The sequence below is a fragment of the Chryseobacterium tructae genome, assembly GCF_030409875.1.
Lineage (GTDB): Bacteria > Bacteroidota > Bacteroidia > Flavobacteriales > Weeksellaceae > Chryseobacterium > Chryseobacterium tructae.
On record NZ_JAUFQR010000001.1, the window covers coordinates 1,635,687 to 1,660,999 of the forward strand.

Consider the following 25,313-nt stretch of genomic DNA (forward strand, 5'->3'; position numbering starts at 1 on the left):
AAGAACAAAAACTTTTTTACTTAGCTATGCAAACAACCTATATTGAAACACAGCAAATATCCTTCCAGGACTTTAAAAATCAAATACTTGATGATTATAGATTAGGAAGAGTTTCTCGTGAAATGTCTTATCTCGGAAGGAGAGAGGTACTTACCGGAAAAGCTAAATTTGGAATTTTTGGGGATGGAAAGGAACTTCCTCAGCTTGCCATGGCGAAGGTTTTCAGAAATGGAGACTTCCGTTCAGGGTATTATAGAGACCAAACTTTTGCATTGGCAATAAATGCTTTAACGGCAGAAAGTTTCTTTGCACAAATGTATGCTGATACAAGTGTGGAAAGAGAGCCGGCTTCAGCAGGAAGACAAATGAACGGACACTTTGCTACAAGAAGCTTAAATGAAGATGGAAGCTGGAAAGATTTGACGGCGCAGAAAAATATTTCTTCCGATATTTCACCTACAGCAGGGCAGATGCCAAGATTATTAGGATTAGCTCAGGCTTCCACTATATATAAAAATGTAAAATTTGACGGTTCTGAGAAGTTTTCAAGAGAAGGAAATGAGATTGCTTTTGGAACGATTGGTGATGCTTCTACCGCAGAAGGTCACTTCTGGGAAACCTTGAATGCTGCATGTGCACTTCAGGTTCCTATGATCGTATCGATCTGGGATGACGGATATGGAATTTCTGTTCCTACTAAAAACCAGAGAGCAAAAGCTGATATCAGCGAAATGCTAAGTGGTTTCCAGAGAAAAGAAGGCGAGAACCAAGGTTGTGAAATCATTCAGGTGAAAGCTTGGGATTATGCAGCATTATTAGAGGCTTATGCTAAAGCAGAACATTTTGCAAGAACAGAAAGTGTTCCTGTAGTAGTACACGTGGTAGATGTTACCCAGCCTCAAGGGCACTCTACATCAGGATCTCACGAAAGATATAAAAATGAAGCACGTTTGGCTTGGGAAGCTGAGTTTGACGGATTAGTGAAATTCAAAGAGTGGATTCTGAACTATTCTATCGAAATTGATGGAAAAGAAGAAGTAATTGCTACTGCTGAAGAATTGGAAGCGATTGACGAAGAAGCTAAAAAAACAGCTAAGACCGGACAAAAAACAGCTTGGGAAAACTATCAGACAGCGATCAAAGAATTGATCCAGTCTATTATTCCTTTAGTAGAAACCTTAAAGGTCAGAATGCTGATGTAGAAACTGCATTAACTCACTTCAATAAATTGGTTTCAAAAGCGAAGAAAGATGTATTCCATTTAGCAAGAAAAGCTTTATTGGCGACAAGAGGTACCCATTCGGCAGAAAGAAGCCAATTGATGCAGAAATACCATGAAGTATTTGAAATCGAAAAAGACAACTATTCATCTCACTTATATTCTCAGTCTGAATGGAAAGCTGAAAATGTTCAGGAAATTAAGCCTGTTTACTCAGACAGTTCTGAAGATGTAGACGGAAGAGTAGTGATCAGAAATAACTTTGATAAAATCTTTGAAAAATATCCTGAAACCCTAATCTTTGGAGAAGATACCGGAAACATCGGTGACGTAAACCAGGGATTGGAAGGAATGCAGGAAAAATACGGAGCATTACGTATCGCTGATACGGGAATCCGTGAAGCTACGATTTTAGGACAAGGAATTGGAATGGCGATGAGAGGGTTGAGACCTATCGCTGAAATTCAGTACTTAGACTATGTTCTTTACTGCTTACAAGGAATGAGTGATGATCTGGCAACAGTACATTACAGAACGAAAGGAGGTCAGAAAGCTCCGTTGATCATCAGAACAAGAGGTCACAGATTGGAAGGAATCTGGCATTCAGGTTCTCCAATGGCAGGTATTCTTAACCTTTCAAAAGGGATCTTAGTATTGGTACCAAGAAACCTTACGAAAGCAGCTGGATTCTATAATACAATGCTTCAGGCTGACGAACCTGCGATCATCGTTGAATGTCTGAACGGATACAGATTAAAAGAGAAACAACCTGATAACTTAGGTGAATTCACAGTTCCTGTAGGTAAAATTGAAGTAACAAAAGAAGGAAAAGACGTTACTTTGGTCACTTATGGTTCTACATGGAGAATTGTAACAGAAGCTGCTAATGAACTAGAAAAACTAGGAATTTCTGCAGAAGTAATCGATATCCAATCGTTAATTCCTTTCGATTTATCTCACGAAATTGCTGAAAGTGTTAAGAAAACGAATAGATTAGTAGTAATCGACGAAGATGTAGAAGGGGGAACAACAGGATTCATCCTACAACAGATCTTAGAAAAGCAAAAAGCTTTCAGATACTTAGACTCAGATCCATTAACAATTTCTGCTAACGATCACAGACCAGCGTATGCTAGTGATGGTGACTATTTCAGTAAGCCGTCTACAGACGATATGGTAGAAAAGATCTACGCTATGTTTAATGAAACCAATCCTCAGAAATATCCGGCGATATTCTAATTAGGGTTCTAGATAAATTTTAAACCGCTTCCTTTGGGAGCGGTTTTTTACTTTATATTTGTTTGAATAACTCAATCATAAACTATGAAACTCAGATTTTTATATTTAATAGTAATAGTTATAAGTTGTAAAGAGAATAAAAAGGAAGTTTTATTGGCTGATAGAGAAGCTCCTTTAGGTTGGATTTCATTGAAAATGTATGATGATAAAAGCTTTGAATTTATTTCTCAAGGGATGATGCGGGATAAAGATATTTACAAAGGAAGTTACAAACTAAAGAATGATACCCTTTATTTAAATACAGAGATTCAATTCCAAAAGCAGGCTCAAAAGCTGTTATAGATAAAGATTTTGTAAGTTACATCAATGGTAGCTATCCTGAAAGTGTTCAAATAAAACTTAACAAATTATCAATGAATAAATGAAATGGACAATATCGATTTTTGTTAGTTAATCCTCTTCAACCAAAGTAATTCGCAATTTATTCAAAGTACTCATCAAAATTATACTTGCAGTCAATTCTACAAACTCCCTTTCTGTAAAATGCTGTAACAATTTTTCCTTGATTTGATATCCTGTTCAATGCCAAAATTAAGAAGTTCTTTAGCGTGATAGCTATAGCAGTAGGTACAGCCATTGATTTGAGACAGGTGAAGTTCTGCCAGTGCAATCCGTTTATTATGTTTTGCTTTTGTAATTGTAAAAATATGTGCATTTTTATAGTGAAAACGCTATCCATGAATTACACTAAAAAACTATTTCAATTATCACTCTTATTTTTAAGTATTTTATTCTATTCTCAATCAGGCAAAAAAGAGGTTTTGCATGAGAATTTTACCTATCAACTAAAAGCTAAACTCAATACACAGACCGCTGATTATGTACACGAAGAATTTTTCTCATTGCATGTAGGTGAAAATCGTGCTTTTTTTGCCAGTACCCAATCTCTTAAAAAAGATACAGTGATGGCAAACTCTATTGTATCTACCCAAAACCCTGATGGAAGTATAGTCATGGGTTTCAAAACCGGTACATCATTACCAAAAACAAGATTTTCATACACCATTATACAAACCAATGAAAAGGTACAGTACTTTCAACAGGTTGGAATGTCGGTGCTTACTTATAAAGAGCCTGTAATAGGGAATTGGAAGCTTATGGATGAATCAAAAGTCATCAATACAATGAACTGCAAAAAAGCAACAGTTACCTACAAGGGAAGAAACTGGATTGCCTGGTATTCAACCGAAATCCCACTGCCTTATGGCCCTTATAAATTCAGTGGATTGCCAGGATTAATCATCAAATTATCAGATGAAAAAGATGAGTATGACTTTGAACTTGTAAAATCAGTACCCACTTCTGAATTGGTGGGAAAATTCATTAATATAAAGAAAAGCCGATATACTGAAGCTATTGAAACCACCCAACCGAAGTTTCAACAGACCCTAAAAGCCAATGATGCCAATATAGCAGCTGCACTGGCAAGTTCCGGTACGACCATCTTAGGAGGTCAGGAAAAGATCAATCAAAGGCAGAAAGAATTGGATTTGATGAGAAAATATTTAAACCCGATAGAGCTGGAATAAATTATTAGATAGGCTGCCTGATACAGGCAGCCTATCTAATATTAATCCTGTTCAGCTAAATGAATTCGCAGTTTATTCAAAGTACTCATCAAAGTTATACTTGCAGTTAATTCTACAAACTCTCTTTCTGTAAAATGCTGTAGTAATTTTTCCTTGATTTCCTGAGAATCATTATTGTTGTAAGTTACGGCTTCTGTCCAGCTCAAAACAAGCTTCTGCTTTACATCAAAAACCTGGGTATGTCTCCAGCCTGGTAATCGGTTAATGATATCCTGTTCAATGCCAAAATTAAGCAGTTCTTTAGCATGATAGCTACAGCAGTAGGCACAACCGTTGATTTGAGACACGCGCAGTTCAGCCAGTGCAATCAGTTTTTCATCGATCCCGGATTTTCTGATACTGGAATGGGCTTTATACAGATGGCCAATGGTTTCTTTTGCAATTTCTTTGTAATTCATAACGAAAATCTTTTCTGCAAATTTGGGTCAGAAACAGTTGTAAAACGATATACTTACTTTTTTGTGCTATACTAACCTTTTTGAAAGTAGGTGATGAAAATACAGAACAGGAATTTGTATATTTGAAGCAGGGAACATCAGTAAATACCATGAAAATTACCAAATTAGTTATTCTTTTCAATTATAAAAAGATCCTGCTGGGAATAGGGGTGTCACTTTTTCTTTTTATACTGTCATTTCAGCTTGATTCAGCCGTTTTTACTGTATTGTTGAGGGTATTGGGTATTCTTATTATTTTGAATATCATTGCGTCTCTTTTGGCCTCTTATATCCTTTACGACACTTCTGATCTTTATGAACTGAATGATTTAAAAGAAGATATAGATTGGAGTAAAACAGAAAATGCAGTTGTTATTCATGCAAGCTTTGATCCTTTGTCACAGCGATTAGAAGCAAAATATCCTCATTTGAACTTAACAGTCTGTGATATTTACGGAAACCGACATGAGCACGAAAGTGGTATTGAAGTATCCAAAAAGATGTTTCCTCCCAACCCGAAAGAAATCAAAATATCTCCTGATAAGCTGCCTTTTGAAGATGGATCGCAGGATGTGATTCTTGCGGTGACAGCCCTTCACGAAATTTTAGATCATGAAAAAAGAGTTTTGTTTTTTAAAGAGGCTAAAAGGATTTTAAAGAAAGGGGGGATAATTATTATTTCAGAACAGTTCAGAGATACCACCAATTTTATTTTCTTTAATATCGGAGCATTCCATTTTTTAAGCTGGAAACAATGGAAAAGCTCTATTGCTCCCTCCAGATTGAAAATAACCGGTAATAAAAAAATAACTCCTTTTGCGAATATGCTTATTGTACAGAAAGACTAAATGAAGTTTAAATGAATAGAAAATACATTTTAAAAACAGAAAGCATATGAAGACAATACCTTGGGATGAAGAAGAGTACATTTATGATATGATAGAGGTGGATGAAATGTTTATTTTACTTGTAAATTTATACCATCATAAAACTTATAGAATTGTCATTACAGATTTTAAAGGATACAGAAAAAGTATTGAGCTGGACGACAGGGAGAATATTACAACAATTAATTCTACCAAATTTTTTCAAAAACTGAAAGATGGCAGAATCTTCATCAATTCATTGAGTACAGACACTATCAATTTTTTGAATGCTGAAAATATTAAAGCGGTTTTTCCTCCGGATATGTTCCGCCTCTATATAGAGCGCAGGAATGAGGGAAAAAAACTGAAATATGAAGATAATGCTCTGAGACATTATCTGATCGACACTCTTTGGGTATATGGTGACAGTCTTCTGTCTTTTCAAAGTAAATGGCAGCGTAAGAAAATAGGCGAAAATACTTTTATAGGAGATAACCACCTGAAAATAGTTCTTCACTCTCATATAGGTGAAAGCATTAAAGAGATTCCCTTGCAGGATATTTCAGAAAATATTAATATATCCTATTTTCACACCTATATGTCTTGTGAAAATATATTTGTGGGGAAAATAGAGAACCAGCTTTTTGTCATCGATGCAGACAAAGGAAGTATTACCAAATATCTTTTAAAAAACAACCGATATAATATTCAGGACATCAATGCTTTGGGAGAGATTATACTGAGTTCCGGAAAGCACTTAATGATTCTGAAATCTACAGAGAGCGGAATAGATATTCTATTGAATACAGAATATAAAGGCTTTATAAAATTTGCACGCTTTAATCACTCAAATGATCTGGTGATCTTTTCATCAAGGAAAATCAGTAGCTTCAAAAGAGGGAATCTGCAGCCTCTTAAGGATTTAGATACCCATAAAATTTATATTCATAAAACCCTTTTAATGAATGATGGAAGAATGCTGATGTATTATACAATTTATAATAAACACCAGAAAAAAAACAATATAAAGATTAAGATCATTGAAATATAACTATCCGCTTAAATTTCAACAGCTTTTTTCTTTTCCTTAATCAATTCGATGCAATCTTCCGAATAGGTTCCCTTCACCTGATATTTCGCTTCCCATTCTTCCAGAAGATATAAAATAGGCAACAGTGCTAATCCTTTTTCCGTTAACGAATATTCTACTCTTGGTGGCAGCTCTTTAAACTCTTCGCGGATGACCAAACCATCAGTTTCCATTTCACGAAGCTGATCGGTCAATACCTTTCTGGAGATCACATTAATGCGTACAGCAAGTTCTCCAAAACGTAGTCTTCGGTCTTTAATGACCAATACAATAATCGGTTTCCATTTGCTTCCTAAGGCGGCCATTGCTTTGCCTAAAGGACAGCTGTACTGCATTAATTCATTCTTTTTCATACGTTACTTTAATGTTACTAATGTAAGTTACTGCGAAGTTACCACTATTTTTTTAATAAAAGATACAAAAACGAACTATTATTAGTTACTTTGTGTAACAATTATAAAATGTTATTTTAAATATGAGCACATCATCATTATTTAAACCGTTTCAATATAAAAATTTACAGTTAAAAAATAGAATTGTAATGGCACCTATGACCAGAGCACAATCTGACAATGGAGTTCCTACACAAAAAATAGCTGACTATTATGGAAGAAGAGCTGCTTCAGAAGTAGGGTTGATTCTTTCAGAGGGAACTGTTATCAACAGACCGGGTTCTAAAAATCTTCCTAATATTCCGGATTTTTACGGAACCGAAGCTTTAAATGGTTGGAAAAACGTTATTGATACCGTACACCAGAATGGAGGTAAAATGGGGCCTCAGATTTGGCATGTTGGAGATACGAGAATGTCTGAGGAATATCCATTATTGCCTATGGAGAAAGCATCAACGATGACTATTGAAGATATTCAGGATACAATTGCACAGTTTGCAGCTTCTGCAAAGTCAGCGAAAGATCTTGGTTTTGATTGTCTTGAAATTCATGGAGCACATGGCTATCTGATTGATCAGTTTTTCTGGGAAGTATCTAATACAAGAACGGATGAATATGGCGGAAAAACCTTAAAGGAAAGAAGCCGATTTGCTGTTGAGGTTGTAAAGGCAATCAGAGCAGCAGTAGGAGAGGACTTTACGATCATTATTCGTCTTTCTCAGTGGAAGCAACAGGACTATAAAACTAAATTAGCCTTTACACCAACTGAAATGGAAGACTGGTTGTTGCCATTAAAAGAAGCTGGAGTAGATATTTTCCATTGCTCACAGCGCCGTTTTTGGGAACCGGAATTTGAAGGTTCGAATTTGAACTTTGCAGGATGGGCTAAGAAAATTACGGGACAGCCAACAATTACTGTAGGTTCTGTAGGATTGAACGGAGATTTCCTGAATGCATTTGCAGGGCAAGGAACAGAAAAAACAGACCTTACGGAATTGATTAAAAGATTGGATAATGAAGAATTCGATCTTGTAGCCGTAGGACGAGCTATTTTACAGGATTACCAATGGGTACAAAAGATTAAAGAAGGCGATACAGCATCTCTTTTGGACTTTTCAGCAGAAAGTATGAGCGTATTATTTTAATATGGGTAGTGAATAGCTAATGAGCTTCGCAGTTAATTTTTTACAGCATAGTTTATTCACTTGCGAAGTAAAATGGGTAATTCATTATTCATATTAATCATCATAATTCACTTTATTTTATATTTAATTTTCACCTATTTATTAAAGAAACCCGCTTTCAGAATTTCTGAAGGCGGGTTTTTGTTTTTATTAGCAGGCGTATTCGTTTGCTACACAATTCCAGTAGGATGGTTGTCCATTTTCTGCTTTATAACGACAAGGTCTTGCTCCGGGTTCGCAGACAGGAGCATTTCCACCATTGACTTTCTTTAATTCTGGTTTTGATAACTTCTTTAAATTTTTCATGTTTTAGTAATGAGTATAGGTTGTAAATATTATATTTTTTCAACATCCGGATGCTACTAAACAAAAGTAGGTTGTAGTTTTCTTTATGTTTAAAGTAAGCTGCTTTCCGGAGATTTAAAATTAGTTTTAAAATCTGCATCCATATCCTACCGGTACACAAACCCAGTAGGCAGGGTAACCATCTTGAGCGGGAATACGACATGCCATCTCTCCGCTTTCACACATAGGAGCAGCTCCACCAATAATTTTCTTTAGTTCTGATTTTACAATTTTTTTTAAATTTTTCATAGGTAATAATTTGTAGGTTGATATTAATTTATACTTTCAATAGATTAAGGGCAATCCATAGTTTCAGGAATACATCTCCATCTTTGAGATCCATCCTTACCAGGATAATAGCATGCCTGACTTCCTGTTGGACATTCTGGGGCATTTCCACCATTGATTTTCTTTAGATCTGATTTTGCTAATTTTTTTAGGTTTTTCATGTTTTGGTGATTTGTTTAGTGTTACAAATGTAATATTTTTTATTAATCTCGCAATCTTTTAATGAAAATGATGGGATTAAGTTAAAGTGATGAGTGGGAGGGGTTTTTTCCGTTTCTTTGTGAATCTATAATCTACAAAATAAAGAATCTAAATAATATGTCAGGTAAATATCTATTCCTTGTAATATCATTATCCTTTTTCTCCTGTAAAAAAGAAAATAAACAAACAGAATCCCATATTACGGATAAAAATGTTCCAGAACACCAAAAAGAAAAATTTCCTACTGACACCCCAAAAATAAAGGCAGATACAGTCATTACAACACCAACAATATTACTGTTAAGCCCTGATGAAAAAGAGATAGAAGAAATTAAAAAGAAGCAAGGGGAAGATAACTTTTATACCATTGCTGATGATGCTAATTATTATTCGGCAGAGATATATGAAGCAGCTCCCAAAGTTGTTTATTCTCATCATAAAATCATTCACTTTCCAAAAGAAAATGATGTTTTTGATAAAAATAAATCTGAAAATAAATGGTTGATTATTGATTATAAAATAGGAGCTAAACCTAAAATATACACTTTAGTAGATTATTATCTTCACCTGACTCAAAAATAATCTTCAGATGCATAAAAATAAACGCGCTACCATAATACTGGTAGCGCGTTTTTAACAGATTTAAATATCTAAAACTGTCACATCAAAATGACAGAAGTGATTTCTTATAAACCAATATTTTTAGTTGGTTTCAATTGCTTTAGAATATTCTTTGGAATAGCATTTTTGTGAACCAAAATTGCCGTCGACTTATATTCAACATAAGGTCTTGTTACGTAAAGGTATCCTGCGAAGTCATTGGTTACTCCCCAAGAGTTTTTCACCATATAATATTCTTTACCGGTCTGATCTTTTGCCAATCCTACGATGTGCATACCATGGTCATCCGTTGTAGAAAGATTGTTAAGTGCTTTCTGACGCATATCCTCAGTAATTGTTTTATCCTTTTTAGGTTCTGTAAACAAAGTTTGTTTGTTCTCTGCATTGATTTGATCTAACTCCATATCAGGAACATAAGCTACCCCGTTTTTATAAGAGAAATAAGGCTCAGAAACGTCAGTTGCCCAACCTACAGAATATCCTTTTGTTACTGCATTATCAATGATTGCTGTAAGATCTTTCATAGGGACATTCCAATCTGAATCGTGGCTCCAGTTATCAGGAATTGGAACTACAAATTTTTGGTAGTAAGCGTAATCTTTGTAAGAAGATAATTCTACATAATCCTCAGCATCAATTCCTACTACTTCTTTAGCAAAAGTTTTAGGTGTGTAATTTTTCCCTTCGTAAGTGAAGTTGGCAGGTACTTTTCCTAGATATTCATCAAGAATAGCATCTACAGAATCCATCCAATTATCTGTAAGCTTCCCTTTAGAAGAAGCTTGAACAAGACTGTCAAGAACCGGCTTTAATTTCCCTTGCATTTCCTTGAAGTTATTGGTGGTCTGTCCAGCTTTCAATCCTGAATACACATCCTGAGGAACTGCACCGTACTTTTTGTACATGTTGATTACATCGTGAAGTTCTCCACCGTCACCCCAGCTGATTGCTCCGTTATTTAAAACATATAACTTCGCTTTATCATGATAAGAGTTTCTGGCTGTAAAGATTTCAGCAAGATCTACAGGTTTTTTGCCCATTCTCTGCATTTCAGATTCAAGGAAAGAGTTTCCTGAGTAGCTCCAGCAAGTTCCTGATGAACCCTGATTCTTTACAGAAGTAGCTCCAACGTCTTTTAACGTTGTGAACTGAAAATTAGCATTTTGTGAGTGGTTGTTTTTTAACTTATTGATTAAGTCATCTTGGGCAAACATCATACTTCCTGCAGACAAAACAAAAAGTAATGATGCAATTTTCGCATTTTTCATTACTGTAAAAAGATTATTTGTATTAATAGTCGTTAATAATAGAGATTTGTTACAAGGGGAAAAGTTAAATTTGAAATTAAAAAAATATGGTAGAGATAAATCGTTGTTTACCAAATTCATCTTTACCTCAAAAAAGTTGATCATGTTTCCAACCCCAACCAAAGTTCCTGCATCTATACTAATATAACTCCTGACTATGGAACGAGAATTATTATTGGAATGCCAGCGTAGCGACCGTAATGCACAGCGGAAAGTCTACGAGAAAATGGCGGGTAGACTGTACTCAGTCTGCAAGCGCTATTTGAAAAACGATGAAGATATAGAAGAAGTATTGGCCGATACATTCTATAAAATTTTCACGAAAATTAGCCAACTTCAGAATCCCGAAACTTTTGAAGCCTGGGCGAAAAAAATTGCAGTGAATGAATGTCTTCAGAAATTAAGAAATGATAAAGCTTTGTTTATTTCTCTGGAAGAAAATAGGGTAGAATACTCCGAAGAATCATCAGAACATATTTCTTTTGAAAAAGATATTCTGAGTTTGTTAAACTTTCTTCCTGAAGGCTGCAGAGCTATTTTTAATCTTTTTGCGATTGAAGGATATCCGCATAAGGAAATAGCTTCTATGCTTTCTATTAGCGAGGGAACCTCGAAATCTCAACTCAATTTTGCACGGAAAAAACTTCAGGAACTTTTGGTGAATCAAAACATTTAAACTTTTACTACAATGGAAAATAATCATATAGATCAACAATTCAATGAAGCTTCCAAGCTTTCAGAAGAACCAACGGTTTTTCCTGGTTTTGAAAAAGTTTGGACAAAGGTGGAAGAGAAGCTAGATCAGAAAAAAGAAAAAAAGAGAATCATTCCTGTTTGGTTACCTTATGGTATTGCTGCAAGTCTGGTGATTGGTATGGGAGCTTTATATTTCATGGATAAAAAAGGTACATCAGAACCTTTGAAACCTTTAATTACAGAGAATACAACTCTAAGGGTTCCGGTGAACAAAACGGATATTGCGAAAATAGACAGTACGATAAAGAATAATATCAAAAAAGAAAAAAATACTGTTAAACCGATAGAAAAACTGGCAGCCAATGCAACACCTGAACCTGCCAAGTCTTCTGTGGGACTTTCTACTCCGCCTTCAACTTTACCAGTTCTGGTACCTTCTAATCAGGTGTCTCAAAGAGTAATTGGTGAATATCAATCAGAGAAAGAGATAAACGACGATATATTTAGTAATAGAAAAGCAGAGTTTAAAACCGATGAATATTTTATTAAAAAGAAAGATCACAGTGAGTCCACTAAGGGAATTGATCAAGTTGTTGTTACAGCATTAGGTATTAAAAAAAATCAAAAATCAATATCTGCTTCGAATTCAATTACAAGTACACCTTTGAATAACCTGCCACAATCCACTGTTTATTCTTCATTGCAGGGGACTGTTCAAGGGATTCAAATCACGGCTTCCGGAAGTGGATCGGTAAGTAATCAGGGGAATAGTATAATAAATGACAATAGTCTGGGATATCTTAATGAGAATAAGATCATGATCAGAGGAGTAGCGTCTGTAAAAGCAGAGAATAAAGCATTATATGTTATTAATGGAGTAGTGGTAGGAGAGGAAGTATTCAGAAATGTAGATCCGAATAAAATTGAAAGCATAAATGTTTTAAAAGAAAGTTCCGCTACAACAATGTATGGAAGCAGAGCCGCCAATGGAGTGATTGTGGTGACCACTAAAAACCTTTCAGGAAAGGAAAAAAGAAAATTAAAGAGACTTCAGAAAGAAATCAACAAACAAAAACAGATTTCACCGGTTACTCATCCTGATGAAAGCTATGATGCCTTTGTTGAAAATCCTTTTGAGCTGACCCGCAGCCAGCCTTTATCCACCTTTTCCATAGATGTTGATAATGCCTCTTATTCCAACATAAGAAGGATGATCAATAATGGGCAGACAGTCGATAAAAATGCAGTAAGAATCGAAGAAATGGTTAACTATTTTAAATATGATTATCCCCAGCCTAAAAACGGAGAACCTTTTTCAATAAATACCGAATATAACAACTCTCCATGGAATCCGAAGCACAAATTGCTTAGAATAGGACTTCAGGGAAAAAATATACCGATGGATAAGTTGCCTGCATCAAACCTCGTTTTTCTTATTGATGTTTCAGGTTCAATGGATGCTGAAAATAAATTGCCATTATTGAAATCTTCTTTTAAAGTTCTGCTAAATCAGCTGAGACCTAAAGATAAAGTCGGAATTGTAGTATATGCAGGTAGTGCAGGAATGGTCTTACCTCCTACATCGGCAGGAGAAAAAGATAAAATTATTGAGGCGCTGGATCATCTTCAGGCAGGAGGAAGTACAGCAGGAGGGCAAGGAATTGAACTGGCTTATAAACTGGCACAGGAAAACTTTATGAAAGGCGGCAACAACCGTGTTATTATTGCAACAGACGGGGACTTCAATGTAGGAATATCTTCAACTTCGGATCTTAAAACATTGATTGAAGACAAAAGGAAATCCGGAGTTTTCCTGACCTGTTTAGGTTTCGGAATGGGTAATTATAAAGACAATACCCTGGAAACTCTTGCAGATAAAGGAAATGGAAATTATGCCTATATTGATAATATGCAGGAAGCCAATAAATTTCTAGGGAAAGAATTTGCAGGAAGCATGTATGCCATAGCCAAAGATGTGAAAATCCAGATTGAATTTAATCCCGAATATGTAAAATCATACCGTCTGATCGGTTATGAGAATAGGAAACTTAAGAATGAGGACTTTGTGAATGATAAAATAGATGCTGGGAACTGGGAAGCGGGCATACTGTTACAGCTTTATACGAGGTGATTCCTACAGATATAAAATCAGACTTTATTCCCAAAGAAAGCGATTTGAAATATACTCAGAATACCTCTTCGAAAGAATTTGGAGATGAACTGGCGACCATCAAATTCAGATATAAAAAGCCTGACGGAGATACCAGCAGTGAAATCAGTCAGATTGTTAAAAATGCTGACAACAGCATATCTTCTGCCAGTTCGGATTTTAAATTTGCCTCGTCAGTAGCATGGTTTGGTTTAGTAGTAAGAAAGTCCGCGCTGATTACCCAAAAAGACCTTTCTGATATTGAAAAACTGGCCAAACAGGGTAAAAGTAAAGATGAAGAAGGCTATCGTTCAGAGTTTATAAGATTGATAGAAAGTTATAAAACCATTCAAAAATAATTTGTAAAAAGAAATTTCCCCGGAAATTTCTTTTTCTTTATTTTAGTATCTATTACCATGAAGATGAGAAAAAATTATTTACTGCTGCTGTTGCCGCTTACTGTTACGGTATTGAAGGCACAGGATTCAAACCTATATTATTCGGGAAAGTTCCTGAATCTCAAAAATAAACCACAGAATTTCTTAAAAGTCTATAATAAAAACAGTGGCGTCTATGAGTTAACAGATGCCGAAGGGACTGCAGTCATTGCAGCCAAGCCCTATGATACTTTAGTATGGAATCAAGGAAAGAACACCAGGGTTGTTGTATCTTATCAGTTAAAGGAACTTAAAAATATTTTAGAAAATCAGGTAGAGAAAAAATCTGTGCAGAAGATTTACAGTAAGGCTTATGATAGTCTGATGTCAAGAAAGAATGGAGAAAAATTTAGTATTGATAACGCACCAACCATTCTAAACAATGATTCTGATAAATATTTTAGCCGTGTAAGAAAACTGAAACAGAAAACAGACAGTACTTATATTCTGAAGGAGCAAAAAACATGGACATTCTTATTGAATGGAGGCTTTACCTCTTCTGTTGAGGTGAGAGATCATAATGCTCTTCCCATAACGCAAAGTAAATATGTACAAGGAAGATCTGATGGTGGAAATCTTAGGTGGAACGGGCCTGCTACCAATGAGATGTTTAGCTTTGGGCCAGATATTTCTACATTAGCTTTTGACGGACTTTCCTATCAGTATGATCACAACGGCAGATTGGTTCCGTTAACGGATGGTCTTAAACAGGCAAAAGCTTATCGTAATAACCTGTTTAAAACGATGGTTGGATATAACAATCAGCTTAGTATTAATACGGTTATAAAGCAAGAATACAAAGAAAGGTTTCGTTTATCGCTGGATTTGAAGCAACAAAAAAATCAACTTTATTTTATTGATCAGTTTAATCTAAACAACTCCATTAAAACAAAACTGAAAATGGATCTGGGCGGTTATATGCTGAAGTTTTCATTCAATTATGAAGATAATAAAGCTACCAATACCAACAGAGTTGGACTTTTCAATAGAGCCTATCAAAATTCCCTATTGACTCCCATTTCATTTTCGAATGCTCAACAGACCTTTTTGGATAATGGAGGTCAACGAAGCTACAGCCAGTATGCTGATAATCCTGCATTTCTTTTTGTACAGGATAAAAAGTATCGTTATCAAAACCGTCAAAGACAATTCGGTCTCAATGTTGATAAAACTTTTGGTAATTTTAAATTAAACATTATTCAGTCCTACGAAAGTAATTTTCTTTGGAACCAGGATCAATATCAGCCGTCTGCTTATGGATTCAGCAACGGGATCATCAATGAAAGAGAACAAAATAATAGGCTGTACCATTCCAATATACAGGGAAAGTATGAACTGGGTAACTATAATTTTAAAAATATTTTCAGCCTTAATTTTATTCTAAATGATATAAAAACTGATGTTTACAATAGTTTGATTAATCAAAGACAAATCTATCAAAGAACCTCTCAGGATTATGTTTTTAATTATAATATGGGTATAAAATCTAATGATTTTGAGGCGGATGTTAATCTTGGAAACACCTTTTATATCTCCAATACATCGGATAAAAATGCTTATTGGCTTCCCAAAGCCACGGGTTACCTTCTTTTTAAGGATATTTTTGACTGGAATAAGTTTGATTTTAAAGTCACAGGAGGGTATAGCCAGTTGAGTTCAGAACCTGAGATAACAAGATCATATGCCTCTTATGCTACCACTTTATTGAAGGCTGAAAACTATTACAGATATTTTCCCGTGCGGGAGGTTGAAAGCTTTAAAGGCCTGTCCAATATCAATACAAAAGAATGGAAAATAGGCGGGAAGATAAATTATGGATATAACATTAGTCTTGAAGGTGAATATTTTAACAGGAAAAGTGAGAACGATATTTTTCCTGTATTTGAAAACAATCAGTTGAGGTTAAGAAATAGTGCCGATCATACGTATAGTGGGTATGAATTTAACTTTGCATATGAAAGGCTCTATCTGGCCTATAATTTTTTTACTACCAATAAAATTTCATTTTTCAAATATAAAGATATTGTAGATCGTGTGGTACCAGGGTATAACAACAGTGCTGTTGCTGGATTTCAGGATGTTTATAAAACTTTGACGGAAGGGCAGGTTCTAGGAGCAGTAATGGGAAGCTATTTTGAAAGGAATGCCGATGGACAGTTGATTATTGATGATTCAGGTTTTCCTAAAAAAGCTAATGGTATGAAGATTATTGCTGATCCAACTCCGGATTTTGTCATGAAATTCAATCATAACTTAACCTATAAAAGATGGACTCTGGATATCAATTGGGAATGGAAAAAAGGCGGCCAGATCTGGAATGGAACTCAGGCTGTTTTAGATTATTACGGACGTTCCTATGACTCAGGAGAAGAACGAAATATTAAAAATTATGTTTTTCAAGGAGTATTGGCTAATGGTAATAGCAATCAGACTCCAGTCGATTTTTATAATCCCAATCAAAACGTTCATGAAAACAGATGGTCAAGATATGGATATCTCGGCGTGGCAGAAAACTATGTTCAAAAGGCAGATCATATAAGGATTAATAATATTTCTCTATCCACGAATTTTCCTTTGAATAATAGCCAGCGATCTATAAGCATTACTTTGTATGTAGACAATATCATGCTTTGGCAGGCGAATAAAGGAGTAGATCCCAATCAGAGTTTTTATGATACAGACAATGGAAAAGGACTGGACTTCTTTAATCTCCCGTCTTTTAAAGCATTTGGCTGCATTGTTTCATTCAAATTTTAACCCATGAATTTCAAATTTACATCATATATCATAGTACTGAGTCTATTACTTTCAACCATATGCCTGAAGGCTCAGCATTTATTTCAGGATTTTGAAAAAGAAAAAACCTACATCCAGACCAACCATGTTTTTTATAAACCTGGAGAAGAAATGTACTTTAAAATATACGTAGTACAAGGAAAAAATAATCTTCCGGCAGAAGATAGTAAAGCGGTTAATTTTGAAATGATTGATCCCGCAGGAAGTGTTTTGAGAAAATCAAAATATGAGATAAATAATGGATATGCTGAAGGGTATTTCTCCTTTGATCATGATATGAAAGGAGGTATTTATAAAATTAGAGCCTATACCAATTGGATGCAAAATGAAGAAGGAAAAAATGCTTTTGAAAAAGAAATTACTTTGCAGAAAGTAGTATCTCCCAGGGTTTTGATGAAGCTTGATTTTCCCAAGAAAGGATATGGCCCTGGTGATGAGGTAATCGCAGACTTTTCAATGAGAAGTCTTAGTAATCTGCCAATCCCTTTTTATGAAGCCGATTATGTGGTGACCCATAATGGAGACGTGGTTACAGAAGGCAAGCTCATTACAGATAAAGAAGGAAAAAAACGATTGCAATTCAAACTTCCTAAGGTATTGAAATCCTCTGATGCTCTTTTGAATATCAAAGTTAATTTTGATGGATTTACAGAATCTATCGCAAAAAATATTCCTATTGTACTGAACAATCTGGATGTGAAATTCTTGCCGGAAGGAGGAACTCTTATTAATGGAATAGAGCAAAATATAGCTTTTAAAATACTGGATGAATTTGAAAAACCTGTGGATGCCGTTTTAGGAATTTATAATCAGAATCATGAAAAAATATCTCAGATTTCCACATATAATTTCGGAATGGGCAGCTTTCTATTGACACCCAAAACAGGAGAAACGTATTACGCAAAAGTAATAAAGCCTGAAAATATAAGCCAGATCTATCAAATTCCTGTAGCTAAAACCGAAGGTTTGATTCTGAATATCAAAAAAGAAAACGGAACGCTTTTATTTAAAACAGTTTCTACACAGGACAAGAATATTGTTTTAAAAGGATTTTTCCGTGAAAAAGAAATGTATAGCAAAGAAATATCTTTGAAAAAAGGGGGCAACTTATTTGAATTAGCGGAGAAAGATTTCCCTGTGGGAGTTTGCCGATTTACGGTGTTTGAAAATAATACTCCTTTCGCAGAACGTATTGTTTTTACCAATAAAGATCAGCAGATGAATATAAAGGTAAAGCCAGTAAAAGAGTATTACCAACCAAGAGAAAAGGTGATTCTTGATATTGAAACCACAGACAAAAACAATAAACCTATCCCTGCAAATATGGCCATTAGTGTGGTAGATGATAAGCTTTGGACGTATGCAGACGATAAACAAAATCATATCATTTCATGGCTCCTGATGGATTCTGAATTAAAAGGAAAGATTGAAAAACCTCAGTTTTATTTCGATAAAAAAGAAGAAAAAGCAGATAAAAGTCTGGATCTGGTCATGTTAACTAACGGATACAGGTATTTTGAGCCTATTCCGGAGATTATTAAAACAGGTAAGTACAAATATTTGCCTGAAAAGAAAGGAACTGTATATGGAGTCGTAGAAGACGAGAATAAAAAGCCCGTAAAAGCAAATGTTTTTCTTGTAGAAACTAATAATGGTCATATTCTTGAGCAAACGACTACGGAAAACGGTCAATTTTATTTTTCAGGAATGAAATACAGTGACTCTTATAAGCTTATCGCTAAATCATTGAAACCTTGGTATAAAGTGAACATCAGAATTTTGTCATATACACTTGAGATTAATCCACTTGTCAAGCAAAAGTTAGCCAATATAGATGCAGAAGAGATTATAAAAGAGGCTGAAATTAAAGAGAAAACAAAAGAGATGGTAAAACTGTCTGCCACCCCTTCTATAAGAAATAAAGATACAATCTCCTCTTCTGGTCAACATATTGAAGAAGTTGTTTTTGTAGGATATGGATCTGCACAGAAGAAGAACCTTACTTCCTCAGTAAGTATTACGGGAAATTCTGAAATTAAAGATTCCAATTTTGAATCAGTATTACAGGGAAAAGTCGCTGGGCTGGTTATTACTCCTGCAGGAGAAAGGCAGAAAGGAAATGTGGTGATCAGAGGCGCTGCATCAATACCTAATAAAAGCCCATTATTTGTGGTAGACGGAGTTCCCGTAGAAAACTTTAATGCTACGATTAATCCCAACGATATTAATAGCATTACCGTACTGAAGGATGCTGCAGCAACGGCTATTTACGGAAGCAGAGCCGCCAATGGAGTCGTTATTATTAATTCTTTTTTTAATAACACATCACAGAATAAACTTGATATTACTCCTTCATCTTATTTTGCTGTTATGACAATTCCTAAGGATGCTCTTACCCATTATTTGGAAAGTAAGAAATTTGCTTATCCAGTATATAAAACAACCAATACTTCCTATAGGTTTGACTATAGAGATGCTCTGTATTGGAATCCTGTAGTAGAAACCGATAAAAACGGAAAGGCAAAAGTTGAATTTTATAATTCTGATGCCAATTCCACATTCAGAGTGATGACAGAAGGAATCTCCGCATCCGGACTTATAGGAAGAGATGAAACCACGTATGCAGCGCAAAGCCTGATCTCCATTGATGCTAAGATTCCACAGTATCTGACAAGAACAGATGAGATGCTTATTCCTGTGGTGATTAAAAACAATTCAAAGGAGATCAGAAAAATGACGATGGATGTTATTGTTCCCAATCATGTAAAACTGAAATCATCAGACAGCCTGATTACTTTAAAGCCTCTTGAGGCAGGAAGACTATTTGTTAGAATTCAAACCGATGAAGTGGTAGATTCAAATATTCAGTTCATTATAAGATCCGGAGATTTCAGGGAAACGATGATCCTTCCGTTTAAGGTTGAAGAGAAGGGATTTCCACATCAGTTTCAGTAATAGATAATAAGACAAGAGAAATTCAGGTTACTATTCCGGAGTATATCAATGGAAGCTTGTATTCATCATACTATGTCTTTGAAAATGCGGCAATGAAAATGTTTGAAGATCTTGAAAAGTTGAAAAAGGAACCTCACGGATGTTTTGAACAATTATCCGCCACAGTTTATCCTAATATTTTTATTCTGGATTATCTGAAGCTGAACAAAAAGATTGATAATTCTACAGAAAGCCTTGTGGTTAGAAACCTTAAAAAAGGCTTTCAGAAGATGATGAGTTATAAAAATGAAGATGGTGGAGTAGGATACTTTAACAGCACTGAATCAGATGTCTCTCTTTCTGCATTTGCCTTACTGGAATTTACAGATTTAAAGAAACATATAGTGGTAGATCCAAAGTTGATCCAGGGCTTGTCTTCTTTTATTTTGTCAAAGAAAAGTGGAAACGGGCTTTTCGAAGTGCGAAAGGATTACGAATCTAAAACAGGAGTTTATTCCGAATATTACTGGGCAAGAAATATGTATGTTCTTTATGCATTGTCGCAGCTAGGTTTTACAAATGAAATTGAAGATTCTTACCAAATAATGCTAAAAAGAGCCTTGTTGAAAAAAGATTCTTATCAGCTGGCTTTATTAGCTAATGCTTCGGCTAATCTAGGAAAACAGGCAGAATATGATAATGTAATGTTTGCTCTAAATAAGCAGTTTGATGATCAGAAATTTAAGACTGAAACTACCTTTACCGGATCCGGAGGAAATTCTGCAACTGCAGAAATACTTTCGCTATATATGATGGCACTTCAGAAAGATGAAAGACTCAATCAGCAGACTATCGCAAAAGTAGCAGATCAACTTCTGAGTAGTAATGGGTACTATGGCTTTGGCTCTACCCAGGCAACGGGTCTGTCTTTGCAGGCATTATCTCAGTTCTTTATAAAAAATGAAAAATTGTATAAAACGGATAGACCAGCCATTACAATAAATAATGCTTCAGTATCATCCGGTATAAGCATTTCATCAGCTTACAAACAGGAAATAACAAGATCAATATGAGTTATCCTTCAGAAACAGGACTTCTTTATAAATTAGAATACCAATATTATACTTTGCAAGCTCCTGCAAGTTCTGATATCCCTTTAATAATGAATACAACATTAAAGTCTGAAAATTCTAAAGTAGGAGAAGCCAACCGAATGACAGTCACCATTAAAAATAAAATAAATAATCAATTACCGATGACTATTGCAAAAATTGGGATTCCTGCAGGATTGACGCTGCAAAATGCTTTATTGAAAGATTTAATAGATAAAAAACAGATTTCTTTTTATGAGATTTTTGATAATTATCTGGTGCTGTATTGGGAACATTTTGATGCTGAAGAAACAAAAACCATCAATCTTGATCTGAAAGTAGAGTTTGCAGGATCTTATACTGGAAAATCAAGTAATGCTTATCTTTATTATATGCCCGAAGCTAAATACTGGAACCAAGGTGTAAAAACTGAAATTCAACCATAGAAAGGAGAAGAAAGATGAAAGCAAGAGGCTGGAAGTTATGAAGGTCATAAAAATAACTGTTATCATTTTGTAAAGTAATTTTTATGAGATCCAGTGGTGGTCAACCTATAATTAACTTCCTTCTTCCAGCCTCCAACTTCCGACCTTTTAATCTTTCAATTCCATTTGAATAAATTTTAATAATTTCCCTCCGAAATTTATAACGCATGAAAAAAACTATTATCACGATGTTAGGGCTTGTCTTATTGGTAAGCTGTAAAACTCAACAAACTTCAGAGTCATCAAAAGAAAACAAAACATACAGTATCAGAAAAGATAAAGATCAGGATGGTATTCCAAATAAAGAAGATCAATGTCCGGAAGTGGCTGGCCCCATAGAGAATAATGGCTGTCCATGGCCTGAAACAGACGGAGATGGTGTGATTGATAAAGACGATGCCTGTCCTACAGTAGCGGGACCCCCTGAAAATAAAGGCTGTCCATGGCCTGATACCGATGGTGATGGAGTACTGGACAAAGATGATGCTTGCCCTACAGTTCCGGGATTGCCAGAGTATAATGGATGTCCCAAACCCAAATCGTATGTTGCAATGGAAGTCTCATCTTATGAGAGGCCATACATTACTCCCGGAAAGATCTATAATACCCGGGTTGGGGTAAATAAAGAAAGCAAAAAGGGCACTAAAAAGATTCAAAAAGCTATTGATTATAATAGTGAAGAGTATACTGCATTGGTTGAAAATCCGTTTGAGTTAACCAAAAAACAACCCTTATCCACTTTTTCTATCGATGTAGATAATGCATCCTATTCTAATATCAGAAGAATGATTAATTATGGACGTAAAGTAGATAAAGATGCCGTAAGAGTAGAAGAAATGCTCAATTATTTTAAATACAATTATCCACAGCCTGAAAAAAATCAACCCTTCTCTATTAATACAGAATATGGAGATGCTCCATGGAATCCAAAACACAAATTACTTAAGATCGGATTGCAGGGGAAAAATATTCCGATGGATAAGGCGCCAGCTTCCAATATTGTTTTCCTGATCGATGTTTCAGGATCTATGAATGCCGAAAATAAATTACCATTATTAATATCTTCTCTTAAAATTTTATTAAGTCAGCTACGTTCTCAGGATAAAGTAGGAATCGTTGTATATGCAGGGAATGCAGGTATTGTCCTGCCATCAACTTCTGCAGGTGAAAAAGCCAAAATTATTAAAGCTTTAGATGATCTGCAGGCAGGGGGAAGTACGGCCGGTGGAGAAGGAATTGAGTTAGCCTATAAAGTAGCACAGGAAAACTTTATAAAAGGAGGAAATAATAGAGTAGTGCTGGCGACAGATGGAGATTTTAACGTAGGAGTATCTTCTACAGGAGGTCTTGAGACATTAATTGAACAAAAAAGAAAAAGTGGAATTTTCCTTACCTGTCTGGGATATGGAATGGGAAATTATAAAGACAATAAAATGGAAACCCTGGCAGATAAAGGCAATGGAAACTATGCTTATATCGATAATTTGCAGGAAGCCAATAAATTTCTAGGACGTGAATTTGCAGGAAGCATATACACTATAGCCAAAGATGTAAAGATTCAGATTGAATTTAATCCGGAATTCGTGCAATCTTATCGCTTAATCGGATATGAAAACAGAAAGCTGAGAAATGAGGACTTTATCGATGATAAAATAGATGCTGGAGAACTGGGAAGCGGACATACAGTTACTGCTTTATACGAGATAATTCCGGCAGATGTACAATCTGAGTTTCTTCCTAAAGATACAAAGCTGAAATATTCATCCTCTTCCAGTACAAAAAACTTTGGGAAGGAGCTGGCAACAATTAAATTCCGTTATAAGAAGCCAAATGAAGAGATTAGTAAAGAAATAACGGAAGTGATTAAAAAAGAACCCTTACCAGAATCAAAAGTGAGCCCGGATTTCAAATTTGCTTCTTCTGTAGCATGGTTTGGACTTATTTTAAGAGACTCTAAATTTATAAGAAATAAAGATTTGAAAAAAATCGAGAATTTGGCAAATGATGGAAAAAGTACAGATACAGAAGGATATAGAGCAGAATTTATAAGACTTGTTGAAAGTTATAAAGCAATCAATCCATAGGATCTTTGTGCTGGATATTTGTATCCATTAACCTCTTAAAGCCGTTTCATATATTTGAAGCGGCTTTTTATTTCTTGTATTAGGATGCTTTTTAAATTAATAAAATATTGTAAAACAGTTACTTGTTTGATGGTAAGATAATTTGTTATTTTATTTTCAAAAATTATTGAAAATTAAAAAAATATAATTACATTTGTATCAGAAATTTAAAGTACAAACAAAATGCAACTTTCAGAAGCTAAAGAAAAATACATTCAGACCTGGGGAACCTTTGCTACCAATTGGGGAATAAACCGTACGATGGCACAAGTACATGCATTGCTTTTAGTGAGTGGTAAACCATTATCTACCGATGAGGTGATGGAACAACTTGAAATTTCAAGAGGAAATGCCAATATGAATCTCCGTGCTTTAATTGATTGGGGAATTGTAAGAAAAGAATTTATAAAAGGAGATCGTAAAGAATACTTTGTTGCAGAAAAAGATGTTTGGTACCTTTTCAAACAAATTACCAAAGAGCGTAGAAAAAGAGAAATTGAGCCGGTCATTTCTTTTCTGGAAGAATTAAGAAACATAGAGGATAATGATTCAGAAGAAGCTAAAGAATTTATCAAGCTAATGGATGATTTCAGTTCTGTAACCGGAAAGATCAACAATATTATGGATCTGGCGATAAAGAGTGATGATCACTGGCTGGTAGGAAAGATTACCAACCTGTTGAAGTAGAATGAAAAGGGATGAAGATCCTTTTTTATTTCATTGAAACTTTCAAAAATTATTGAAAATATAATATTTTTAAAATGTTCAATATTGATTCATATTTGTTATTCCTGAAAGGCCGCAAACATGCATTGAATAAAGCAAACCAGATTACCAATGAAAACACTAATCTTTAAGATCTGGATGTACATTACCTTCCGATCAAAACGCAAACGAACCAGAGGTGATTTTCTTAACCTTTAAAATTAAAAACGATGAAAAAATTTGTAAAATATGATTATTATGCTCAGTTGTCCTTTAGCGTAATAGCTGTTATTGCTACAATTTGGGGATTTCGAGCCTGGGGATTTATGGCTTTTTATTTCATTATTGGGATCCCTCAATTGATAAGTTTCCTGGTAAGGTTATTTATGAAGACAAAAAAATCAATACTGTATATTATTTATGGAATTACAATATTACCTGTTTGGCTTTCAATGCTATTTATTATTGTATTTCAAGGTAATAATAATGTGACAAATTTCTTCGGATTTATTTTAATCCTTGCTCTTATTTATAGCCCAATTATGGCTCTTTTGTATATTCATGAAACATATAGCCTGTATACAAAAATTAAAATGGCAGCCAATCAAAATGCTCAAAAACCAGATTCTGGCCTTTTAGATTAAAGAATAAACGAACCAGAGGCGATTTTCTTACTCTTTACAATAAAACAAGATGGAAAAGTTTATAAAATATGATTATTACGCTCAGCTATTCTTTTTAATTCTGGGGCCTCAGGCTTTTATTATAGGAGGCTTTTCGGGATTAATCTTATTCTATTTTATCGTAGGAATTCCACAACTGATAAGTTATTTGATTCGATTATTCCTTAGTATTAAAAAAACGCCTTTTTATTATGCTTATGGTATTCTTATTATACCCGTCTGGATTTCAATAATACTGGTTGTTATTTTCAAAATGGGGAATGCTGTTACAGAAATACCATCAGTGATTGTGATGATGGCTTTTTTTTACAGTCCGCTCCTTGCCATATTTTATGTTGATGAATGCCGTCATCTTTATAAATCTTTAAAATAAATG

The 25,313-nt window shown here is 34.8% G+C and carries 22 protein-coding genes and 2 pseudogenes; 17 read left to right on the plus strand and 7 right to left on the minus strand.

The genetic code is table 11. The annotated features are described in order from the left end of the window. Positions 1-26 precede the first annotated feature (26 nt). Positions 27-2,458, plus strand: a pseudogene (locus tag QWZ06_RS07955) (alpha-ketoacid dehydrogenase subunit alpha/beta). A gap of 153 nt (positions 2,459-2,611) precedes the next feature. Next, entirely contained in the window at positions 2,612-2,800 is a 189-nt protein-coding gene (locus QWZ06_RS07960; protein ID WP_290297036.1) for a hypothetical protein, read from the plus strand. A gap of 179 nt (positions 2,801-2,979) precedes the next feature. On the opposite strand, the gene QWZ06_RS27755 is transcribed toward QWZ06_RS07960, so the two are convergent. Then, positions 2,980-3,165 carry a carboxymuconolactone decarboxylase family protein gene (locus tag QWZ06_RS27755; protein WP_353960006.1) on the minus strand — a complete coding sequence of 62 codons (186 nt, stop codon included), beginning with the start codon at positions 3,163-3,165 and terminating at the stop codon, positions 2,980-2,982. A 30-nt stretch (positions 3,166-3,195) separates the two neighbouring features. Here QWZ06_RS27755 and QWZ06_RS07965 point away from each other — a divergent pair, with 30 nt between their 5' ends. Next, the gene (locus tag QWZ06_RS07965; protein ID WP_290297039.1) at positions 3,196-4,047 is read left to right on the plus strand and encodes a GLPGLI family protein; all 852 of its coding nucleotides are present in this window, start codon (positions 3,196-3,198) and stop codon (positions 4,045-4,047) included. Between the two features lie 41 nt (positions 4,048-4,088). On the opposite strand, the gene QWZ06_RS07970 is transcribed toward QWZ06_RS07965, so the two are convergent. Then, positions 4,089-4,505, minus strand: coding sequence for a carboxymuconolactone decarboxylase family protein (locus QWZ06_RS07970; RefSeq protein ID WP_290297040.1), 417 nt, complete (start codon positions 4,503-4,505; stop codon positions 4,089-4,091). Between the two features lie 80 nt (positions 4,506-4,585). Between QWZ06_RS07970 and QWZ06_RS07975 the strand changes: the two genes are divergently transcribed. Continuing rightward, on the plus strand, positions 4,586-5,392 hold the full coding sequence (locus QWZ06_RS07975) for a methyltransferase domain-containing protein (RefSeq protein ID WP_290297041.1): 807 nt from the start codon (positions 4,586-4,588) through the stop codon (positions 5,390-5,392). Positions 5,393-5,438: 46 nt separating this feature from the next. After that, the gene (locus tag QWZ06_RS07980; RefSeq protein WP_290297042.1) at positions 5,439-6,461 is read left to right on the plus strand and encodes a hypothetical protein; all 1,023 of its coding nucleotides are present in this window, start codon (positions 5,439-5,441) and stop codon (positions 6,459-6,461) included. 8 nt (positions 6,462-6,469) lie between these two features. On the opposite strand, the gene QWZ06_RS07985 is transcribed toward QWZ06_RS07980, so the two are convergent. Continuing rightward, on the minus strand, positions 6,470-6,853 hold the full coding sequence (locus tag QWZ06_RS07985) for a winged helix-turn-helix transcriptional regulator (protein WP_290297043.1): 384 nt from the start codon (positions 6,851-6,853) through the stop codon (positions 6,470-6,472). Between the two features lie 122 nt (positions 6,854-6,975). On the opposite strand from QWZ06_RS07985, the gene QWZ06_RS07990 reads away from it, so the two are divergent. Further along, on the plus strand, positions 6,976-8,037 hold the full coding sequence (locus tag QWZ06_RS07990; RefSeq protein ID WP_290297044.1) for an NADH:flavin oxidoreductase: 1,062 nt from the start codon (positions 6,976-6,978) through the stop codon (positions 8,035-8,037). Positions 8,038-8,226: 189 nt separating this feature from the next. Here the strand turns inward: QWZ06_RS07990 and QWZ06_RS07995 are convergent, their stop codons facing one another. The 3 genes from QWZ06_RS07995 to QWZ06_RS08005 all read right to left on the minus strand — a co-directional run bounded on the left by QWZ06_RS07995 (position 8,227) and on the right by QWZ06_RS08005 (position 8,870). Next, positions 8,227-8,382, minus strand: coding sequence for a bacteriocin-like protein (locus tag QWZ06_RS07995; RefSeq protein ID WP_290297045.1), 156 nt, complete (start codon positions 8,380-8,382; stop codon positions 8,227-8,229). A gap of 126 nt (positions 8,383-8,508) precedes the next feature. Beyond that, the gene (locus tag QWZ06_RS08000; RefSeq protein ID WP_290297047.1) at positions 8,509-8,670 is read right to left on the minus strand and encodes a bacteriocin-like protein; all 162 of its coding nucleotides are present in this window, start codon (positions 8,668-8,670) and stop codon (positions 8,509-8,511) included. Between the two features lie 44 nt (positions 8,671-8,714). Next, the gene (locus QWZ06_RS08005; RefSeq protein WP_290297048.1) at positions 8,715-8,870 is read right to left on the minus strand and encodes a bacteriocin-like protein; all 156 of its coding nucleotides are present in this window, start codon (positions 8,868-8,870) and stop codon (positions 8,715-8,717) included. Positions 8,871-9,027: 157 nt separating this feature from the next. On the opposite strand from QWZ06_RS08005, the gene QWZ06_RS08010 reads away from it, so the two are divergent. Next, positions 9,028-9,492, plus strand: coding sequence for a hypothetical protein (locus QWZ06_RS08010; protein ID WP_290297050.1), 465 nt, complete (start codon positions 9,028-9,030; stop codon positions 9,490-9,492). A 104-nt stretch (positions 9,493-9,596) separates the two neighbouring features. On the opposite strand, the gene QWZ06_RS08015 is transcribed toward QWZ06_RS08010, so the two are convergent. Beyond that, complete coding sequence (locus tag QWZ06_RS08015; protein WP_290297052.1) at positions 9,597-10,799, minus strand: C1 family peptidase; 1,203 nt, start codon at positions 10,797-10,799, stop codon at positions 9,597-9,599. 196 nt (positions 10,800-10,995) lie between these two features. On the opposite strand from QWZ06_RS08015, the gene QWZ06_RS08020 reads away from it, so the two are divergent. The 10 genes and pseudogenes from QWZ06_RS08020 to QWZ06_RS08065 all read left to right on the plus strand — a co-directional run bounded on the left by QWZ06_RS08020 (position 10,996) and on the right by QWZ06_RS08065 (position 25,310). Next, complete coding sequence (locus tag QWZ06_RS08020; RefSeq protein ID WP_290297053.1) at positions 10,996-11,514, plus strand: RNA polymerase sigma factor; 519 nt, start codon at positions 10,996-10,998, stop codon at positions 11,512-11,514. Between the two features lie 594 nt (positions 11,515-12,108). After that, positions 12,109-14,042 (plus strand): annotated as a pseudogene (locus tag QWZ06_RS08025) (vWA domain-containing protein); the annotation flags it as partial. A gap of 57 nt (positions 14,043-14,099) precedes the next feature. Further along, complete coding sequence (locus QWZ06_RS08030; RefSeq protein WP_290297055.1) at positions 14,100-16,877, plus strand: hypothetical protein; 2,778 nt, start codon at positions 14,100-14,102, stop codon at positions 16,875-16,877. 3 nt (positions 16,878-16,880) lie between these two features. Beyond that, positions 16,881-19,871 (plus strand): TonB-dependent receptor plug domain-containing protein, encoded by a 2,991-nt coding sequence (locus tag QWZ06_RS08035; protein ID WP_290297057.1) that lies wholly within the window; start codon positions 16,881-16,883, stop codon positions 19,869-19,871. 92 nt (positions 19,872-19,963) lie between these two features. Further along, positions 19,964-20,923 carry a prenyltransferase/squalene oxidase repeat-containing protein gene (locus QWZ06_RS08040; protein ID WP_290297058.1) on the plus strand — a complete coding sequence of 320 codons (960 nt, stop codon included), beginning with the start codon at positions 19,964-19,966 and terminating at the stop codon, positions 20,921-20,923. Continuing rightward, a complete protein-coding gene (locus QWZ06_RS08045) occupies positions 20,920-21,387 on the plus strand; it encodes a hypothetical protein (protein ID WP_290297060.1) in 468 nt (155 codons plus the stop codon). The genes QWZ06_RS08040 and QWZ06_RS08045 overlap by 4 nt, the downstream gene beginning before the upstream one ends. A 206-nt stretch (positions 21,388-21,593) precedes the next feature. Then, entirely contained in the window at positions 21,594-23,510 is a 1,917-nt protein-coding gene (locus QWZ06_RS08050; protein ID WP_290297061.1) for a vWA domain-containing protein, read from the plus strand. A gap of 222 nt (positions 23,511-23,732) precedes the next feature. Next, positions 23,733-24,236 carry a GbsR/MarR family transcriptional regulator gene (locus QWZ06_RS08055; protein WP_290297062.1) on the plus strand — a complete coding sequence of 168 codons (504 nt, stop codon included), beginning with the start codon at positions 23,733-23,735 and terminating at the stop codon, positions 24,234-24,236. A 248-nt stretch (positions 24,237-24,484) separates the two neighbouring features. Next, positions 24,485-24,898, plus strand: coding sequence for a hypothetical protein (locus QWZ06_RS08060; protein WP_290297063.1), 414 nt, complete (start codon positions 24,485-24,487; stop codon positions 24,896-24,898). 49 nt (positions 24,899-24,947) lie between these two features. Next, positions 24,948-25,310 carry a hypothetical protein gene (locus QWZ06_RS08065; protein ID WP_290297065.1) on the plus strand — a complete coding sequence of 121 codons (363 nt, stop codon included), beginning with the start codon at positions 24,948-24,950 and terminating at the stop codon, positions 25,308-25,310. Positions 25,311-25,313 lie beyond the last annotated feature (3 nt).

Excerpts from the sequence above, each read along its gene's own strand:
- QWZ06_RS07995 (WP_290297045.1), bottom strand. The coding sequence starts at position 8,382 with ATGAAAAATTTAAAGAAGTTATCAAAACCAGAATTAAAGAAAGTCAAT.
- QWZ06_RS07970 (WP_290297040.1), bottom strand. The coding sequence starts at position 4,505 with ATGAATTACAAAGAAATTGCAAAAGAAACCATTGGCCATCTGTATAAA.
- QWZ06_RS08055 (WP_290297062.1), top strand. The coding sequence starts at position 23,733 with ATGCAACTTTCAGAAGCTAAAGAAAAATACATTCAGACCTGGGGAACC.
- QWZ06_RS08065 (WP_290297065.1), top strand. The coding sequence starts at position 24,948 with ATGGAAAAGTTTATAAAATATGATTATTACGCTCAGCTATTCTTTTTA.
- QWZ06_RS08035 (WP_290297057.1), top strand. The coding sequence starts at position 16,881 with ATGAATTTCAAATTTACATCATATATCATAGTACTGAGTCTATTACTT.
- QWZ06_RS07980 (WP_290297042.1), top strand. The coding sequence starts at position 5,439 with ATGAAGACAATACCTTGGGATGAAGAAGAGTACATTTATGATATGATA.
- QWZ06_RS08050 (WP_290297061.1), top strand. The coding sequence starts at position 21,594 with ATGAAAAAAACTATTATCACGATGTTAGGGCTTGTCTTATTGGTAAGC.
- QWZ06_RS07965 (WP_290297039.1), top strand. The coding sequence starts at position 3,196 with ATGAATTACACTAAAAAACTATTTCAATTATCACTCTTATTTTTAAGT.
- QWZ06_RS08060 (WP_290297063.1), top strand. The coding sequence starts at position 24,485 with ATGAAAAAATTTGTAAAATATGATTATTATGCTCAGTTGTCCTTTAGC.
- QWZ06_RS08040 (WP_290297058.1), top strand. The coding sequence starts at position 19,964 with ATGAAAATGTTTGAAGATCTTGAAAAGTTGAAAAAGGAACCTCACGGA.
- QWZ06_RS08015 (WP_290297052.1), bottom strand. The coding sequence starts at position 10,799 with ATGAAAAATGCGAAAATTGCATCATTACTTTTTGTTTTGTCTGCAGGA.
- QWZ06_RS08000 (WP_290297047.1), bottom strand. The coding sequence starts at position 8,670 with ATGAAAAATTTAAAAAAAATTGTAAAATCAGAACTAAAGAAAATTATT.
- QWZ06_RS08045 (WP_290297060.1), top strand. The coding sequence starts at position 20,920 with ATGAGTTATCCTTCAGAAACAGGACTTCTTTATAAATTAGAATACCAA.
- QWZ06_RS08030 (WP_290297055.1), top strand. The coding sequence starts at position 14,100 with ATGAAGATGAGAAAAAATTATTTACTGCTGCTGTTGCCGCTTACTGTT.
- QWZ06_RS08010 (WP_290297050.1), top strand. The coding sequence starts at position 9,028 with ATGTCAGGTAAATATCTATTCCTTGTAATATCATTATCCTTTTTCTCC.
- QWZ06_RS08020 (WP_290297053.1), top strand. The coding sequence starts at position 10,996 with ATGGAACGAGAATTATTATTGGAATGCCAGCGTAGCGACCGTAATGCA.
- QWZ06_RS07985 (WP_290297043.1), bottom strand. The coding sequence starts at position 6,853 with ATGAAAAAGAATGAATTAATGCAGTACAGCTGTCCTTTAGGCAAAGCA.
- QWZ06_RS07990 (WP_290297044.1), top strand. The coding sequence starts at position 6,976 with ATGAGCACATCATCATTATTTAAACCGTTTCAATATAAAAATTTACAG.
- QWZ06_RS08005 (WP_290297048.1), bottom strand. The coding sequence starts at position 8,870 with ATGAAAAACCTAAAAAAATTAGCAAAATCAGATCTAAAGAAAATCAAT.